The organism is Intrasporangium sp., from assembly GCF_030452765.1.
Lineage (GTDB): Bacteria > Actinomycetota > Actinomycetes > Actinomycetales > Dermatophilaceae > Intrasporangium_A.
On the sequence record NZ_JAKDLO010000116.1, the window covers coordinates 1 to 14901 of the forward strand.

11 protein-coding genes are annotated in these 14901 nt (G+C 70.3%); all 11 read right to left on the reverse strand.

Translation table 11 applies throughout. The features are described 5' to 3' along the window. A partial coding sequence (locus tag L0H79_RS14450; protein ID WP_301485333.1) for a DNRLRE domain-containing protein occupies positions 1–3204 on the reverse strand: 3204 nt, incomplete at its 3' end. 1199 nt (positions 3205–4403) lie between these two features. Beyond that, on the reverse strand, positions 4404–6686 hold the full coding sequence (locus L0H79_RS14455; protein WP_301485334.1) for a bifunctional (p)ppGpp synthetase/guanosine-3',5'-bis(diphosphate) 3'-pyrophosphohydrolase: 2283 nt from the start codon (positions 6684–6686) through the stop codon (positions 4404–4406). 28 nt (positions 6687–6714) lie between these two features. After that, complete coding sequence (locus L0H79_RS14460) at positions 6715–7254, reverse strand: adenine phosphoribosyltransferase (protein WP_301485335.1); 540 nt, start codon at positions 7252–7254, stop codon at positions 6715–6717. Next, positions 7251–8399: a protein translocase subunit SecF gene (gene secF / locus L0H79_RS14465; RefSeq protein WP_301485336.1), complete on the reverse strand. Its 1149-nt coding sequence runs from the start codon at positions 8397–8399 to the stop codon at positions 7251–7253. Before secF ends, L0H79_RS14460 begins: the two co-directional genes overlap by 4 nt. Beyond that, positions 8396–10294 (reverse strand): protein translocase subunit SecD, encoded by a 1899-nt coding sequence (secD, locus tag L0H79_RS14470; RefSeq protein WP_301485337.1) that lies wholly within the window; start codon positions 10292–10294, stop codon positions 8396–8398. The genes secF and secD overlap by 4 nt, the downstream gene beginning before the upstream one ends. A 9-nt stretch (positions 10295–10303) precedes the next feature. After that, complete coding sequence (yajC, locus tag L0H79_RS14475) at positions 10304–10690, reverse strand: preprotein translocase subunit YajC (protein WP_301485338.1); 387 nt, start codon at positions 10688–10690, stop codon at positions 10304–10306. A 168-nt stretch (positions 10691–10858) separates the two neighbouring features. After that, positions 10859–11977, reverse strand: coding sequence for a Holliday junction branch migration DNA helicase RuvB (gene ruvB / locus L0H79_RS14480; RefSeq protein ID WP_301485339.1), 1119 nt, complete (start codon positions 11975–11977; stop codon positions 10859–10861). Continuing rightward, positions 11974–12576 (reverse strand): Holliday junction branch migration protein RuvA, encoded by a 603-nt coding sequence (gene ruvA / locus L0H79_RS14485; protein WP_301485340.1) that lies wholly within the window; start codon positions 12574–12576, stop codon positions 11974–11976. The genes ruvB and ruvA overlap by 4 nt, the downstream gene beginning before the upstream one ends. Continuing rightward, positions 12573–13127, reverse strand: coding sequence for a crossover junction endodeoxyribonuclease RuvC (gene ruvC / locus L0H79_RS14490; protein ID WP_301485341.1), 555 nt, complete (start codon positions 13125–13127; stop codon positions 12573–12575). The genes ruvA and ruvC overlap by 4 nt, the downstream gene beginning before the upstream one ends. A gap of 190 nt (positions 13128–13317) precedes the next feature. Beyond that, entirely contained in the window at positions 13318–14088 is a 771-nt protein-coding gene (locus L0H79_RS14495; protein ID WP_301485342.1) for a YebC/PmpR family DNA-binding transcriptional regulator, read from the reverse strand. Positions 14089–14097: 9 nt separating this feature from the next. Next, positions 14098–14700, reverse strand: coding sequence for a pyridoxal 5'-phosphate synthase glutaminase subunit PdxT (gene pdxT, locus L0H79_RS14500; protein WP_301485343.1), 603 nt, complete (start codon positions 14698–14700; stop codon positions 14098–14100). Positions 14701–14901 lie beyond the last annotated feature (201 nt).

A 14901-nucleotide genomic window follows, 5' to 3' on the forward strand; every position in this document is an offset into this window, starting at 1 on the left:
GGCCGGGGTGGCGTTGTTGGGCGGGACGGCGGCCACGATGCGGGTCACCCGCCCGGCCGCGTCGTGCCCGTACGTGGTGGACCCGACCTGCCCGGGCTCGTTCACCGAGACCGGCACCCAGTCGGTGTCCGCGGACGCCGAGTACGTCACTGGCGCCCAGGTGGTCACGGTGCCGTCCTGTTCGGTCAGCGTCATGATCATCGAGGCGGAAGCGGCCGCGGTGGTGTTGGTGATGGCCAGGCCGGCCGCGGCCGCGGCGGTGTCGGTGGTGGCCGGCAGGTACGCGGCCTTGGCCGCGCCGTCGGCGGTGACCTTGTACGCCCGGTTCTTGGTCGGCGTCTGATAGACCAGCGGGTCGCCTTCCTCGTCGAGCAGCACGATGGTGCCATCGGTGCGGGTGTTGTCGATCACCTGCAACCCGGCCGCCCCGGCCTCGGGTCCCTGCAGGGAGGCGCTCCAGCCCGGACCGAACACCCCGGTGACCGGATCGGGCGGCCAGCCGGCGACGGTGCCGTCACCATCGAAGCTGGTGTGCAAGCGTGACATGGCCAGCTCGCCGGAGTAGCCGGGCACGGACACGTCGGTCGCGCTCGTGTTGAACTCGCCGGTGAACAACGCCACCTGTCCCGGGCCGGCGTCCGCGGTGGGGTAGCCGCCCCCGAAGGCGTGCGGGATCCGGGTGACCGAACGCTGGGTCTGCGACCAGGTGCACTGCGCGGTGGCCACGCCGGCGTAGGTGAAGCACACCTGCACGTCCAACAGCACCGGGACCCGGGAGTTCAGGTCCGCGCCGGCCCCGGCCTCACGCACCGCCGAGGACAACGCGAAGGACGAGGCGACCTTGACCGGGTCGGTCGCGGACGGGAGCGCACCGGCGTTGTTCGTGACGGTCAGCCCCGGGCCGTCGGTCCAGCCGGTCGCCTCGTTGCCGGACCCGGCGACACGCCACTGGACCTTGCCGGTCACCGACGCCGCGCTCCCGCGTGGTGGCCCGCCGGCGGCGATCGCGACCTTGCCCGAGGAGGCAGCCCCGGCGCCCGGCATGCTCAGCGAGGCGCCGCCCCACCCGAACGAGTACGTCGCCGCCGCGGCACCCTTGAGGGTGCGCGCGATCGCGGTCGCCTTGATCGTGTGCGCCCCGGCGGCGCTCTTGGGGATCGTCACCGTCGTGGCCACAACGGCCGGGTCGTTGGTCGGAGTGATCTTCACCCGCGGCTTGGCGACCCCGTCGACGATCAGGTCCACATACCCCGGCGTGGACCAGTCGCCGCTGATCCCGGTGGCCTTGACCGTGCACACCACATCCGCGGCCGGGGCGGTGTCGGTCCACGACCCGTTCGTGTACCCCGGGCACGAGATGCTCGCCGGCGGCGGGGTGTTGTACGCGGTGGCGAACCTGGTCCACGCCGACCAGGTGCCGTTCCACAGGCCCTGCTCGTCCTTGACCGCCGCCCGCACGTAGTAGGTCGTGTTGTTCGCCAGCGCGGTGCTCGGGGAGCAGGACACGCTCGCCCCGGCCGCCGCGTCCCCGGTCGCGCAGAACGACACCTTGGAGGCGCTCGTCCCGGCGGTCGAGCTGTACACCTCGAACGTCACCGACACCCGTGACCCGTCCGGGTCGGTGGCCTTGGAGTAGAACTGCGGCGTCGAGTCGGTCGTAAACAGGTACGTCGTGCTGTCTCGGGGGTCCAGATACGCGGGGGTATACGTGGGGTCCATGGTCGGCGCAGCGGCCGGGTTGGGTTTCCGGTTGTAGGTGAAGGTGATGTGCGGGTCCTGGGCGGTCTGCAGCGAGGAGAACTTCTTCCACCCGTACGAGTCGGTCTCGGAGGCGGACAGGCGCAGCCACCCGGTCGAGTAGGCGTTGCCCGACCAGTAGTCCACCAGCGAGGTGACCGGCACCTTGACCCAGTCGGCCGCGCACGCCGACGAGAAGCCCTTCGCGGTCGTCAGCGTCCCGTGCTGCGAGCCGATGCCGGGCTGGGTGTTCCAGGTCACCGACCCGTCGCTCGACCCGGAGGCGTGCACGTAGAACGGTTTGGCCGTGCACGAGTAGGACCACGTCTCGTACAGCGAGAGGGACGCCGAGACGATGTCCAGGTTCTTGTACTTGGAGAAGTCGAACTGCAGGAACGAGCGCTGCTTGTCCGCGCCGCCGTTGTAGGTGCCGACCCGCAACGTGGTCTCGCTGCGGTAGTTGGAGGTGGGGTAGGCGGACGAGACGTACGTGTCGCTGATCGTGGTCATCGACCCCGACGCGTAGCTCGGGTCGATGGTGACCGGGAACACCCGCCCAGGGTCGGAAAGCCAGTCCTGCTGCGGGGTCAAGGTCAGCACCGCCTTGCCCTGGCCCTGCCGGGTCACGCTCATCGTCACCGGTGACACGCTAGCCGGGTTGCCCGAGCGCGGGTCCACCTTGTCATCCCAGGCGAGCGGGGCCGGCACGAACGAGACCACCTGATCGTCGGCGTCGACGAACGAGACCGACCCGTCCTTCTCCGCACGCGGGCTCACCCCGTCGGTCTGCACCGGGACCTCCCACGAGACAGGTCCGGTGCCGGTCTTGCGCAGCGCGTTCAGCGAGGCCCGGCTCTTGACCACCAGGTGCGTCTCGTAGCCGGTGCGGCGGGCCTCCACCACCAGGTCCACGCCCGGCTTGACCTCCCAGTAGGTCGCGGCCGTCCCGGACAGCACCGGGGTGCCCAGCGTGCCGGCCCAGCCCAGCGTCACGGCGCGGTTCTGCCCGCGTTTGCCCTTGCCCTGCCTGGTCACCACCAGATCGGTGCCCCCGGTGCCCTTCGCGGTCCCGCCCGCGGCCCTCGACGCGCCGGCCAGCGAGAGCCCCAACGGGTGGCTCTTGGGCCCGACCGTGCCATCCGGGCCGGGGACCATCGTCAAATCCACATCCCGCCACGCCCCGGCCGGGTCACGGAACCGGATCGGGCCGCCGTGTGCCTCCGTGGTCAGGGTGCCATCCGGGTTGACCCACGTCGTGGAGGTCTCATCCCGCAACGCCGCGACCTGCACCCGTGAGCCCCGCGCGCGCGCCGTCACCCGCGCCGAGACCTCGTCCGGCGCCTCCGACACCCGCGCCGGCCCCCCCGCGGCCGCCGCGGCGGGCGCCGCCGCCGCCAAGCCCGCGGCGGCGGCGGTGAACGCGCCCGCATCCGCGGCCCCGGCATCAACCGCGAGCAGGCTCGCCACCCGCCAGCAGCACAACGCTCGCCCGCGCCCAGCACGACCGCATCTCATCCACCCCTTGACCGGGCCGAGTCACCCCGGCCGACACGAACACGCTCACCGCGGGTGAGCAACCACACCATCAACACGACGCCCGCACACGCGGGCTCCGCCGATCATCGGACACGAACCGGACCGTTCACAGCAGAATCACCAACTTCTTTAACAACCCTTTAAGGTTCACCCGCTACGGGCGCGGCCCAACGCAACACAAGACCAAAGCTGAGACGACCAGCCGATCCGGGCCGAGGACTGCCGACGTTGTCCAGGCCGGCGGCGTAGCCGGTCAGCCGCCTCGACGCCGGCTCGGCGCAAGCGGCAGCGGTCCGTAGCCGTACGCGCCCAGCAGCGGTATCGCCTGCCGTCGCGAGGTGTCGCGAGGTGTCGCTAGACGATAGGCCGGGGTGACGCCGGACCCGGCGGCGATTCGGCGCGACCATGTAGTGCGTTCGCCGGCCGACCCGCCCGGTACGCCTCCAACAGCTTCACCAAGCCCGACGTGGACTCCCGGACAACTGCTGCCGAGGCCCCCGCCATACGAGCACGATCCCGACTGAACGAACGCCACTTTGCGGCTCGGGACACGTTCGGGAGTTCCAGGCCAACACCGGCAGGTTCGCCCGCGAGTTCGCCGCCCAGAACGGGGGATGGACAAGGACGAGACCGCCCACTGGCGCAAGGTCCCGGACCTGGAGGCCGCCGCCACCTTCTACCCCACCTTCTGCCGCACCGTGAACCTCACCGGCTGACCAGCCCCCTGGAGGACACCGCCCAACCCCACGGGCTCCACCTTGCATACGAAGGCCAGCGACGATAAGACGGGCCAGCTGGGCTGTTACTGTAACGTCACTGTCCGTTCCGTTGCTGCTCAAGGGCCGCGACCAACGCTCGTCCTCCGGCAACGTCCCAGTGCTCGACAAGATCATCGACATCAAGCGGCACACGTCTCATGCCAGCCCGTCGTCGTACGCACTGACGGCAGAAACCAGACCCGTTTGGATCTGATGACAGCGTTCTTACCGACACCCCAAGGCGTGAGGATCGACCGAGCGCCAGCGAGGGAGGCCCGGAGCGCCGAGGAGACGAGACGACCAGCACGCGAGGGAGGCCCGGAGCGCCGGTTCGGCTCGGCCGCCCAGAGGTTCGGCGGCTGAGGTCGGGTCTCAGCGGGTCTGGCTGCCGCGTCCACCGTTGACGCGGTAGACGTCGAAGACACCGTCGATCTTGCGCACGGCCTTGATGACGTGCTCGAGGTGGGCGGGATCGCCCATCTCGAAGGTGAACCGGGACTGGGCGACCCGGTCGCGGGAGGTCTGCACGGACGCCGACAGGATGTTGACGTGCTGGTCGGACAGCACCCTCGTGACATCGCTGAGCAGCCGGTTGCGGTCCAGCGCCTCGACCTGCAGCTGCACGAGGAAGACACTGGCCGAGGACGGCGCCCACTCGACGTCGATGAGCCGCTCGGGGTTGGCCGTCAGCGAGCTGGCGTTGGTGCAGTCGACCCGGTGCACCGAGACGCCGTTGCCGCGGGTGACGAAGCCGAGAATCGGGTCGCCGGGCACCGGCGTGCAGCACTTGGCGAGCTTGACCCAGACATCGGGGGTGCCGACCACGACGACGCCGGGGTCACCGCTGCGCCGTCGGCTCGTGGCTCGGGTCGGGACCGTCGCCTCGGCGAGGTCCTCCGTCGCGCCGTCGACCCCGCCCATCGCCTCGACGAGTTTGTGCACGACGTGCTGCGCGGACACGTGGCCTTCGCCGACGGCGGCGTACAGGGCGTCGATGTCCTGGTAGCGAAGCTCGTTGGCGACCGCGGTCATCGTCTCGTGGCTCATGATCCGCTGGAGCGGGAGGTTCTGCTTGCGCAGGGTCTTGGCGATGCTCTCCTTGCCGGCCTCGATCGACTCCTCACGGCGTTCCTTGGAGAACCACTGCTTGATCTTGTTGCGAGCCCGCGGGCTCTTGACGAAGCTCAGCCAGTCGCGGCTGGGGCCCGCGCCGTCGGCCTTCGAGGTGAGCACCTCGATGACGTCACCGTTCTCGAGGGTCGACTCGAGCGCGACGAGGCGCCCGTTGACGCGCGCGCCGATGCAGTGGTGGCCGACCTCGGTGTGGACGGCATACGCGAAGTCGACGGGGGTTGCCCCCATCGGCAGGGCGACGACCGAGCCCTTGGGGGTGAAGACGTAGACCTCGCTGGCCCCCATCTCGAAGCGCAGCGAGTCGAGGAACTCCCCCGGGTCCTCGGTCTCGCGCTGCCAGTCGAGCAGCTGACGCAACCACGCCATGTCGTTCTGCGGCGCTGCCTCCCCCGCTTTGCCGTTCACCGCCTGGTCCTTGTACTTCCAGTGCGCGGCGACGCCGTACTCGGCGCGGCGGTGCATCGTGTGGGTGCGGATCTGGATCTCGACCGGCTTGCCCTGCGGGCCGATGACCGTCGTGTGCAGCGACTGGTACATGTTGAACTTCGGCATCGCGATGTAGTCCTTGAACCGGCCGGGGACCGGGTTCCAGCGCGAGTGCAGAGCACCGAGCGCGGCGTAACAGTCGCGCACGGTGTCGACGAGGACGCGGACCGCGACCAGGTCGTAGATGTCCTCGAAGTCGCGGCCGCGCACGATCATCTTCTGGTACACGGAGTAGTAGTGCTTCGGGCGACCGGTGACGACGGCCTTGATCTTCGCCGCGGTGAGATCCTGCTCCACCTGGGCCCGGACCCCGGCGAGGTACTCCTCACGCGCCGGGGCCCGCTCGGCGACGAGTCGCACGATCTCGTCGTACACCTTGGGGTAGAGCGTCGCGAACGAGAGGTCCTCGAGCTCCCACTTGATGGTGTTCATGCCGAGCCGGTGCGCGAGCGGCGCGTAGATCTCGAGCGTCTCGTTGGCCTTGCGCTTGGCCGACTCCTCCGACACGTACCGCCAGGTGCGGGCGTTGTGAAGCCGGTCGGCGAGCTTGATGACGAGCACGCGGATGTCGCGCGCCATCGCGATGACCATCTTGCGGACGGTCTCGGACTGGGCGGCTTCACCGTAGGTGACCTTGTCGAGCTTGGTCACACCGTCGACGAGCATCGCGATCTCGTCGCCGAAGTCGCGGCGCAGCTCGTCGAGGCTGTATGACGTGTCCTCGACCGTGTCGTGCAGCAGCGCGGCCGCCAAGGTCGGTGGCGTCATACCGAGCTCGGCCAGGATGGTGGTGACGGACAGAGGGTGGGTGATGTAGGCGTCACCGCTCTTGCGCAGCTGACCCTGGTGGGCCCGCTCGGCTATCGCGAAGGCACGCTCGATGATCGTGAGGTCGGCCTTGGGGTGGCTCTGCCGGACCGCCGCCATGAGCGGCTCGAGGACCGGGTTGCCGGACGGCCGCGCGGCGCCGAACCGGGCGAACCGGGCGCGCACCCGGGACGGGGCGCTCAGCTCCCCACGGACCTCCTCGCTCATATCACGAGTCTAGAGGCGAGCGCGGCGGTCAGAGCGTGAGGATCGCGTGCAGCCGGCGGGCCCCCAGCCTGCTGCGCCCACCGAGGAAGCCGAGCTCGAGGACCACCTCGACACCGACGACCAGCGCCCCCGCACTCTCGACGAGCTCGCAGGTGGCCGCCGCCGTGCCGCCGGTGGCCAGCACGTCGTCGACCACGAGGACGCGCTGCCCGGACTGGAACGAGTCGGCGTGCACCTCGATCTCGGCCATCCCGTACTCGAGGGTGTAGGAACGGCTGAGGGTCTGCCCCGGCAGCTTGCCACTCTTGCGCACGGGCACCATCCCGATGCCGAGGTCGAAGGCGACGGCTGCCGCAAGGATGAACCCGCGGGCCTCGATGCCGACGACGATGTCGACGGAGCCGGTATGCCGCCGTGCGACGTCGCGCACGACCGCGCCGAAGGCCTCGCCGTCGCCCAGCAGCGGGGTGATGTCCTTGAACAGGACGCCCGGCTTCGGGAAGTCGGGCACGTCGCGCAGCCGGGCTGCGACGACCTGCTCGACCGGCAACCCGGCCATCGGCGTCATCGCTTCGACTTCGGCGCGCGCTTGGGCTGGTTGCGCGGACCGGCCTGGGCGTACTTGTGCACGGGCCGGGCCTGGGTGTGGACCGGGGTGCCGGTGGCCGCCCCCGGCGCGGTGTCGACGGCCTGCCCGTCGATGGTCGTGGGCACCTCCGACGAGGCGATGCTCTCGTGTCGCACCCCGTGCCGAGCGACGTATCGGTCGAGCTCGACGATCGCCGGCTCCTTGCGCCGGAAGTCGACGAAGAGCGGCGTCGCGATGAAGATCGACGAGTATGCACCGGCCGCGATGCCGATGAAGAGCGCCAGCGCCAGGTCGAGCAGGGTGCCGGGGCCGAGGAAGGTGAACCCGACGAAGAGGATCGCCGCGATCGGCAACAGCGCCACGACCGTCGTGTTGATCGACCGGACAAGGGTCTGGTTGACCGCGAGGTTGGCCGCCTGCGCATACGTCATCCGCTTGGTCCGGAAGGCCTCGGCGGTGTTCTCGCGCACCTTGTCGAAGACGACGACGGTGTCGTAGAGCGAGTAGCCGAGGATGGTCAGGAACCCGATCATCGACGACGGGGTGATCTCGAAGCCGAAGAGGGCGTAGATGCCGACGGTGACGACGAGGTCGTGCAGCAGCGCGATGAGGGCCGCGAGGGCCATCTTCCACGTTCGGAAGTACGCCGCCATGACGATCGTGACGAGGACGAGGAAGACGATGAGGGCCCGGATCGCCTGTTGGCTGACCGAGGCACCCCAGCTCGGCCCGACGAGCGAGGCGCTGACCTGCCCCTCGTCGACACCGAATGCCTCGGCCAGGTCCGCCTTGGCGGCCTCGGTCTTGCCCTGTGCCGCCTCTGTCTGGACCCGGATGGTGTTCGAGCCGATGACGCTGGCGCTGACGTTGCCGCCGATCTCCGCCTGCGCGATGGCGGACTTGGCCTTCTGCTCGTAGCTCTGCGTCGCGGTGACGCCGGAGACCCGGAACTCGGTGCCCCCACGGAACTCGATGCCGAAGTTGAGGCCACGCAGGAAGATGCCCCCCAGGGCGAGCAGGATGATGACCGCGGAGAAGGCGTACCACCGCTTCTGCCGATGGATGAAGTCGATCGAGCGCTTCCCCGTGTAGAGGTCGTTGCCGACCTGGGCGAAGTTGATCATGCCTGCCCCCTCCCGTCGGCCGAGCGCAGTCCCGGGGCTGTCGTTGTGGCGCGGGTCGCCGGGCGTGGCCCGGTGCCGAACTGGCCGGCCCCGCGGTAGCGCGGGCTGACCTTGGCGCCGAGCCGGACCGGGTCGAGGCCGGACCACTTGTGACCGTTGCCGAAGAACTCGGTGCGGGCGAGCAGCTGGACCATCGGGTGGGTGAAGATCATGACGACCACGAGGTCGATGATCGTCGTCAGCCCGAGTGTGAACGCGAAGCCGCGGACGTTCGCCGACGCGAGCACGTAGAGGACGACCGCCGCGATGAAGTTGACGGCGTCGGCCGCGATGATGGTGCGCTTCGCACGTTTCCAACCGGTCTCGACAGCGGCCACGAGGGGCCGGCCCTCACGGACCTCGTCACGGATGCGCTCGAAGTAGACGATGAAGCTGTCGGCCGTGACACCGATCGCGACGATGAGGCCGGTGACGCCGGCCATGGTGAGCCGGAAGCCGTGCGTCGTGCCGAGGATGGTGACGGCCAGATAGGTCATGACGGCTGCCACCACGAGCGAGAGCACCGTCACGAAGGCCAGCGCGCGGTACTGGAACACCGAGTAGATCACGACGAGGAGCATGCCGAGCAGACCGGCGAGCAGACCGAGCGTGAGCTGCTCCTGCCCCAGCTGCGGGGTGATGTCGTTCTGGGTCTGCAGCTTGAAGGACAGCGGCAGAGCGCCGAACTTCAGCTGCTGGGCGAGCTGCTTGGCCGAGTCGACCGTGAAGTTGCCGGTGATCGAGGCCTGCCCGTTGGTGATGACCGCCTGGGCCCGTGGGGCCGTGATGACGGACTTGTCGAGGACGACGGCGAACTGGTCGCGGGGCGGCTGGTCCTTCAGGCCGTAGAGGCGACGGGTGACGTCGGCGAACGTCTTGGCGCCCTCGGCGTTGAACGAGAGGCGCACCTCCACGATGGAGGTCGGCTGCCCGTTGGGGCCGGTCTGGAAGCCGCTCGAGGCGTCGGCGATCTCGCTGCCGGCGATCTCCACCGGGCCGAGCACGAACTTCGAGGTCTTGTCGTCGCTGCACGTCGCCATCGGCAGGTCGGGGTCGTCGACGACCTTGTCCAGGGCGCCGGACACCGAGCAGTCGAGGGCGACGAACTTCTTGGCCACCACCGTGGCGGCCGCGTCGGCCTTCTTCTTGTCCCAGCCGAGGCCGACCAGTCCCACTGACGTCTGGGCGGCGATCGCCTTCTCGTCCTGGGCGGCGTTCTGGGCGGGCTGATCGGCCGGCGCCGGCGGCGCGGTGGCTGTGGGGGCGGCGGGCGTCGCGGTCGAGGTGGCCGTCGGGGACGACGTGGCGGCGCGCAGCGCCGAGGGTACCGGGGCGTTGGCCGCGGTCCTCGTCGCTGCGGGTGTCGGCGCGGGAGAGGATGCCTTGCCCGTGTCGGACGCCTTGCCGGTCGCGGCCGGGGCAGGTGCGGTGCCCTGCGGCGCCGGGGCTGTCGTGGGGACGTTCGCCGTCTGCACGAAGACGGCCCGGAAGGTCAGCTGGGACGGTTTGCGGATCGCCTCGAGCTGCTCCGGGGTCGGCGTGCCGGGGATCGCGATGTCGATGTTGTTGCCACCGAGCGTCGAGATCTCGGCCTCGGCGACGCCGTTGGCGTCGATGCGTTGCCGGATGATGTCGACGGCCTGGTTGATCTGCCCGGGCGTGACCTTCTGGCCGCCGGTGAGGACGGGCTCGAGGATGATCTCGGTGCCGCCCTCGAGGTCCAGACCGAGCCGCGGGCTGTACTGTCCACCACCCCATTGGGCCAGGCCTGCGGTGATCGCGGCCAGGCCGATGAGGATGGCGAGCAGGGCGGTCAGCGACCGGGTCGCCGACCTCTTCTCCGAGCTACGCGCCATACGGCGACCTCACTGACCGGTCGCGTCGGCGGGCCCTGCCGCGTCGGGTCCCGGCGCGCGGTCCGTCGCGGTCGCGGCCGGCTGCTTCATCGCGATGGCGCGTCGGTCGATCCGCAGCGTCGTGCCCTCGGCGACCTCGACCCAGGCACTGTGGTCGTCGAGGTGCCGGATCGTGCCGTAGATGCCCGCGTTCGTGATGATGTCGTCGCCGATCGACAGCGACGAGCTGAACGACCGCATGGCCCTCTGGCGCTTCGAGTTGTTCCAGAACATCCACACGATGAGCAGCACCGGCAGCGCGAGGATCAGCAGGGTGGACATCCCGCCGCCACTCGACCCGGTCTGCGTGGGCATGGTCTGGACCAACGAGGTGACCTCGTTGCCGTAGTTCAGCATCAGCTCTGAATCCTTCTGAGTCTTCGGTCCGGGCAGCGAGCGACACCTCACGGATGTGGGGCTGTCGCGTCAACGACCGGTGGCACCGGAAAGTGCCGCGCACTGCGGCGCGGTGCCCGCAGGAGTCTATGGCGACGGGACGGATTTGTCAGAATTTTGGCTTGCGCGTCAGGTCCCGAAGCGGCCTCCGGTGGGCTCGTCGAGCGGAAGGGTCGCCGACCAGAGGCCCGGTGCGTCGAGGGGAACGGCGAGCCCGAGGTGGTCCCACGCGAGAGCCGAGGCCGCCCTGCCGCGGGGGGTGCGCACCATGAAGCCCTCACGGACGAGGTAGGGCTCGGCCACGGTCTCGACGGTGTCCGGCTCCTCCCCCACGGCCACGGCCAGCGTGGACAGGCCGACTGGGCCTCCGCCGAAGCGCCGGCACAGGGCATCGAGCACGGCGCGGTCGAGCCGGTCCAGCCCTCGGGCGTCGACGTCGAAGAGCTCGAGGGCCTGCTGGGCTGCCGGATGGGTGACACGGGACTCGCCGTGCACCTGGGCCCAGTCACGCACGCGGCGCAGCAGCCGGTTGGCGATCCGGGGCGTGCCGCGCGAGCGCGAGGCGATCTCGGCGATGCCGTCCTCGTCGGCGTCGAGCCCGAGCAGCCGGGCCGACCGGTGCAGGATCGTGACGAGGTCGCCGGCCTCGTAGTAGTCGAGGTGCCCGGTGAAGCCGAAGCGGTCGCGCAACGGCGCCGGCAGCAGCCCGGCCCGAGTCGTGGCCCCCACGACGGTGAAGGGCGGCAGCTCGAGCGGGATCGCGGTCGCCCCCGGCCCCTTGCCGACGATGATGTCGACCCGGAAGTCCTCCATCGCCAGGTAGAGCATCTCTTCGGCCGAGCGCGACATACGGTGGATCTCGTCGAGGAAGAGCACCTCCCCCTCCGCGAGCGAGGACAGGACGGAGGCGAGGTCGCCGGCGTGCTGGATCGCGGGCCCGGACGTGATCCGGATCGGTTGTTCGAGCTCGCCGGCGACGATCATGGCCAGCGTCGTCTTGCCCAGCCCGGGAGGCCCGGACAGCAGGATGTGGTCTGGCGGGGTGCCGCGCCCCTTCGCCGCCGTCAGGACGAGGCCGAGCTGGTCGCGGACCCTGACCTGGCCGGGGAAGTCGTCGAGGCGCTTCGGCCGCAGCGCCGCCTCGACCTGGCGCTCGTCGGCGTTGCTGTCATCGTCGACGATCCGGGCTGTCGCGTCGAAGGAGGTGTCCCACTGTGCTGCCACGCCGTCCTGCTCCCGGTCCGTCATCGTCCGAGCTCCTGAAGGGCCGCACGCAGCAGGGCCGAGACCCCGGCCCCCTCCACCGCCTGGGGCGCGACCGTGTCGAGGGCCGCATCGGCCTGCTTGGTGTTCCAACCGAGGCCGACAAGGGCCTCGCGGACCTGAGTACGCCAGGCCTCGTCGGTGGCGGCGGGTCCGCCGGTCGCCGCTGGCCCTTCGCCGGCGAGCACGCCGAGCTTGTCGCGCAGCTCGAGGACGAGCCGTTCGGCGCCCTTGCGGCCGATGCCCGGCACCTTGGTCAGGGTCGCGAGGTCCTGGGCCGTGATCGCGCGCCGGAGGGCGTCGGGCGAGTGGACGGCCAGCATGGCGAGAGCGAGCCGTGGCCCCACCCCGGAGACGGTCTGGACGGTCTCGAAGAGCGATCTCTCGTCGGGGCTCGCGAAGCCGTACAACGTGAGCGAGTCCTCGCGGACCACGAGGGTGGTCGCCAGGTCGGCCGACTGGCCGACCCGCAGCGACGCGGCCGTCGAGGGTGTCGTGTGCACGAGCAGGCCCACCCCGCCGACGCCGACGACGAGCGAGTCGAGGCCGACGGTCAGGACGGCGCCGGACAGGGAGGCGATCATAGTCTGGCCGCTCCGGAGCCGGGTCGGGGGACGGGCGGGCCGGCGTGGGCCGCAGCCGCCTGCTCGAGACGCTGTTGCACGCTGCCGCGCCAGACGTGGCAGATCGCAAGGGCGAGGGCGTCGGCCGCGTCGGCGGGCCGCGGCGCGGCGGGCAGACCGAGCAGGCGCGTGACCATGGCCGTCACCTGGGCCTTGCCGGCACGGCCGCTGCCGCTCACGGCTGCCTTGACCTCGGTGGGCGTGTGCATCGTGACGGGCAGGCCGGCTCGCTCGGCCAGGACCATGACGATGCCGGTCACCTGGGCGGTGCCGACGACGGTCGAGACGTTGGTGTCGGCGAAGACCCGCTCGATCGCGACCGCATCCGGCCGGTGCCGGTCGAACCACTGCAGCATCTCGTCCTCGATGGCGACCAGACGCCTCGGCGTCGGGTCGCCTGACGGGGTGCGGATGACCCCGACCTCGACCAGCGCGAGCCGGCGGCCCGGCACACCGTCGACGACGCCGACACCGCACCGGGTCAGTCCGGGGTCGACCGCGAGGACGCGCACCGACGGCACCTCCTTCGCATCTCACGACCAAGCACACCAAGGCCGAACACGTGTTCGGCCCACCGTACGGCTCGGGCCCGCGCTGCGTCGTGAGGCACGCCGGACCCGGCGCGCCGTCGTGGGGACGGAGGTGGGCGGCATACGACGCTGTGCTCGATCTGTGTGCTCGGTCCCTGTGCGGCGGTTTGGCTCAGTCCTCGTCGTCGAGCAGGGCGAGGACGTCGTCGGGGATGTCGCCGTTGGCGAAGACGTCCTGCACGTCGTCGCTGTCCTCGAGCGCCTCGATGACCCGGACCATCTTCTTGGCGCCGTCGAGGTCGAGCGGGACCTGCAGATTCGGCACCCAGGACGCCTCGGCCGAGTCGTAGTCGATCCCGGCCTGCTGCACCGCCTCGCGGATCGCGACGAAGTCGGTGGCCTCGGAGACGATCTCCCAGGTCTCGCCGTTGTCGTTGACCTCCTCGGCGCCGGCGTCGAGGACGACCTCCAGGATCGAGTCCTCGGTGGCGTCTCCGCTCGGTTGGGCCTTGGGCACGATGACGACGCCTTTGCGGTGGAAGACGTAGGCGACCGACCCGGGGTCGGCGAGCTGTCCGCCGTTGCGGGTCAGGGCCGTGCGCACCTCGGCCGCGGCGCGGTTGCGGTTGTCGGTCAGGCACTCGATGAGCACCGCCACCCCACCGGGGGCGTAGCCCTCGTAGGTGATCGTCTGGTACTCGGCGGCGCCCGCCTCGACACCCGAGCCACGCTTGACCGCGCGGTCGATGTTGTCGTTGGGGACGGAGGACTTCTTCGCCTTCTGGATTGCGTCGTAGAGCGTCGGGTTGCCTGCCGGGTCACCGCCTCCCTGCCGGGCCGCGACCTCGATGTTCTTGATGAGCTTGGCGAACAGCTTGCCCCGCTTGGCATCGATGGCAGCCTTCTTGTGCTTCGTGGTGGCCCATTTGGAATGGCCGCTCATGCAGTGTCCTCACGCTTGCGAACTGACGATCTTGACGAACTCGGCGTGGATCCTGCGGTCGGTGCCCACCTCCGGGTGGAACGAGGTCGCGAGGAGCCCTCCCTGCCGAACCGCCACGATCTTACCGGCGGCTGGACCCTCCCCCACCCGGGCGAGGACCTGGACGTCGTCGCCGACCTGCTCGACCCACGGGGCTCGGATGAACACGGCGTGCACCGGGCGGGCGAGGCCGGCGAAGTCGAGCTCGGTCTCGAAGGAGTCGACCTGCCGGCCGAAGGCGTTGCGCCGCACGGTGATGTCGAGCCCGCCGAGGGTCTGCTGACCGGCCGCGCCGTCGCTGATCCGGTCGGCGAGCATGATCATCCCGGCGCAGGAACCGAAGACCGGCATGCCCTGCTCGATCCGCTTGCGCAGCGGCTCCTGCAGATCGAACGCCCGCACGAGCTTGTCCATGACGGTGGACTCCCCGCCCGGGATGATGAGCCCGTCGATCGGCTCGACCTCCGCGGGCCGCCGGATGAGAACCGCCTGCGCCCCCAGCGTCTGCAGGATGGCGACGTGCTCACGGACGTCGCCTTGCACAGCAAGGATCCCGACGCGTGGTGTGCCCATGAATCGGAGCGTATGCCGCCGGGCCGGGTTCCCCTCAGAAGGGTGGTGGGTTCGCGCCGTGATCGTGGCCGTCGGGCTCGGTCCTGGCGTTGGGGTCTGGTTCGGGTCCGTGGGGTCGGGTGACCGGGTCGGGGTTGTGGTCGTGGCCGCCGGACCTGGCCCGGGGGCGGGCGCTGTCGAGCCAGTCGGCCGGGTAGGTCA

Bases quoted from the DNA above. Each gene is read 5' to 3' on its own strand.
- L0H79_RS14495 (WP_301485342.1), bottom strand. From the start codon at position 14,088: ATGAGCGGCCATTCCAAATGGGCCACCACGAAGCACAAGAAGGCTGCC.
- secF (WP_301485336.1), bottom strand. From the start codon at position 8,399: ATGATCAACTTCGCCCAGGTCGGCAACGACCTCTACACGGGGAAGCGC.
- L0H79_RS14460 (WP_301485335.1), bottom strand. From the start codon at position 7,254: ATGACGCCGATGGCCGGGTTGCCGGTCGAGCAGGTCGTCGCAGCCCGG.
- secD (WP_301485337.1), bottom strand. From the start codon at position 10,294: ATGGCGCGTAGCTCGGAGAAGAGGTCGGCGACCCGGTCGCTGACCGCC.
- pdxT (WP_301485343.1), bottom strand. From the start codon at position 14,700: ATGGGCACACCACGCGTCGGGATCCTTGCTGTGCAAGGCGACGTCCGT.
- L0H79_RS14455 (WP_301485334.1), bottom strand. From the start codon at position 6,686: ATGAGCGAGGAGGTCCGTGGGGAGCTGAGCGCCCCGTCCCGGGTGCGC.
- ruvA (WP_301485340.1), bottom strand. From the start codon at position 12,576: ATGATCGCCTCCCTGTCCGGCGCCGTCCTGACCGTCGGCCTCGACTCG.
- yajC (WP_301485338.1), bottom strand. From the start codon at position 10,690: ATGCTGAACTACGGCAACGAGGTCACCTCGTTGGTCCAGACCATGCCC.
- ruvB (WP_301485339.1), bottom strand. From the start codon at position 11,977: ATGACGGACCGGGAGCAGGACGGCGTGGCAGCACAGTGGGACACCTCC.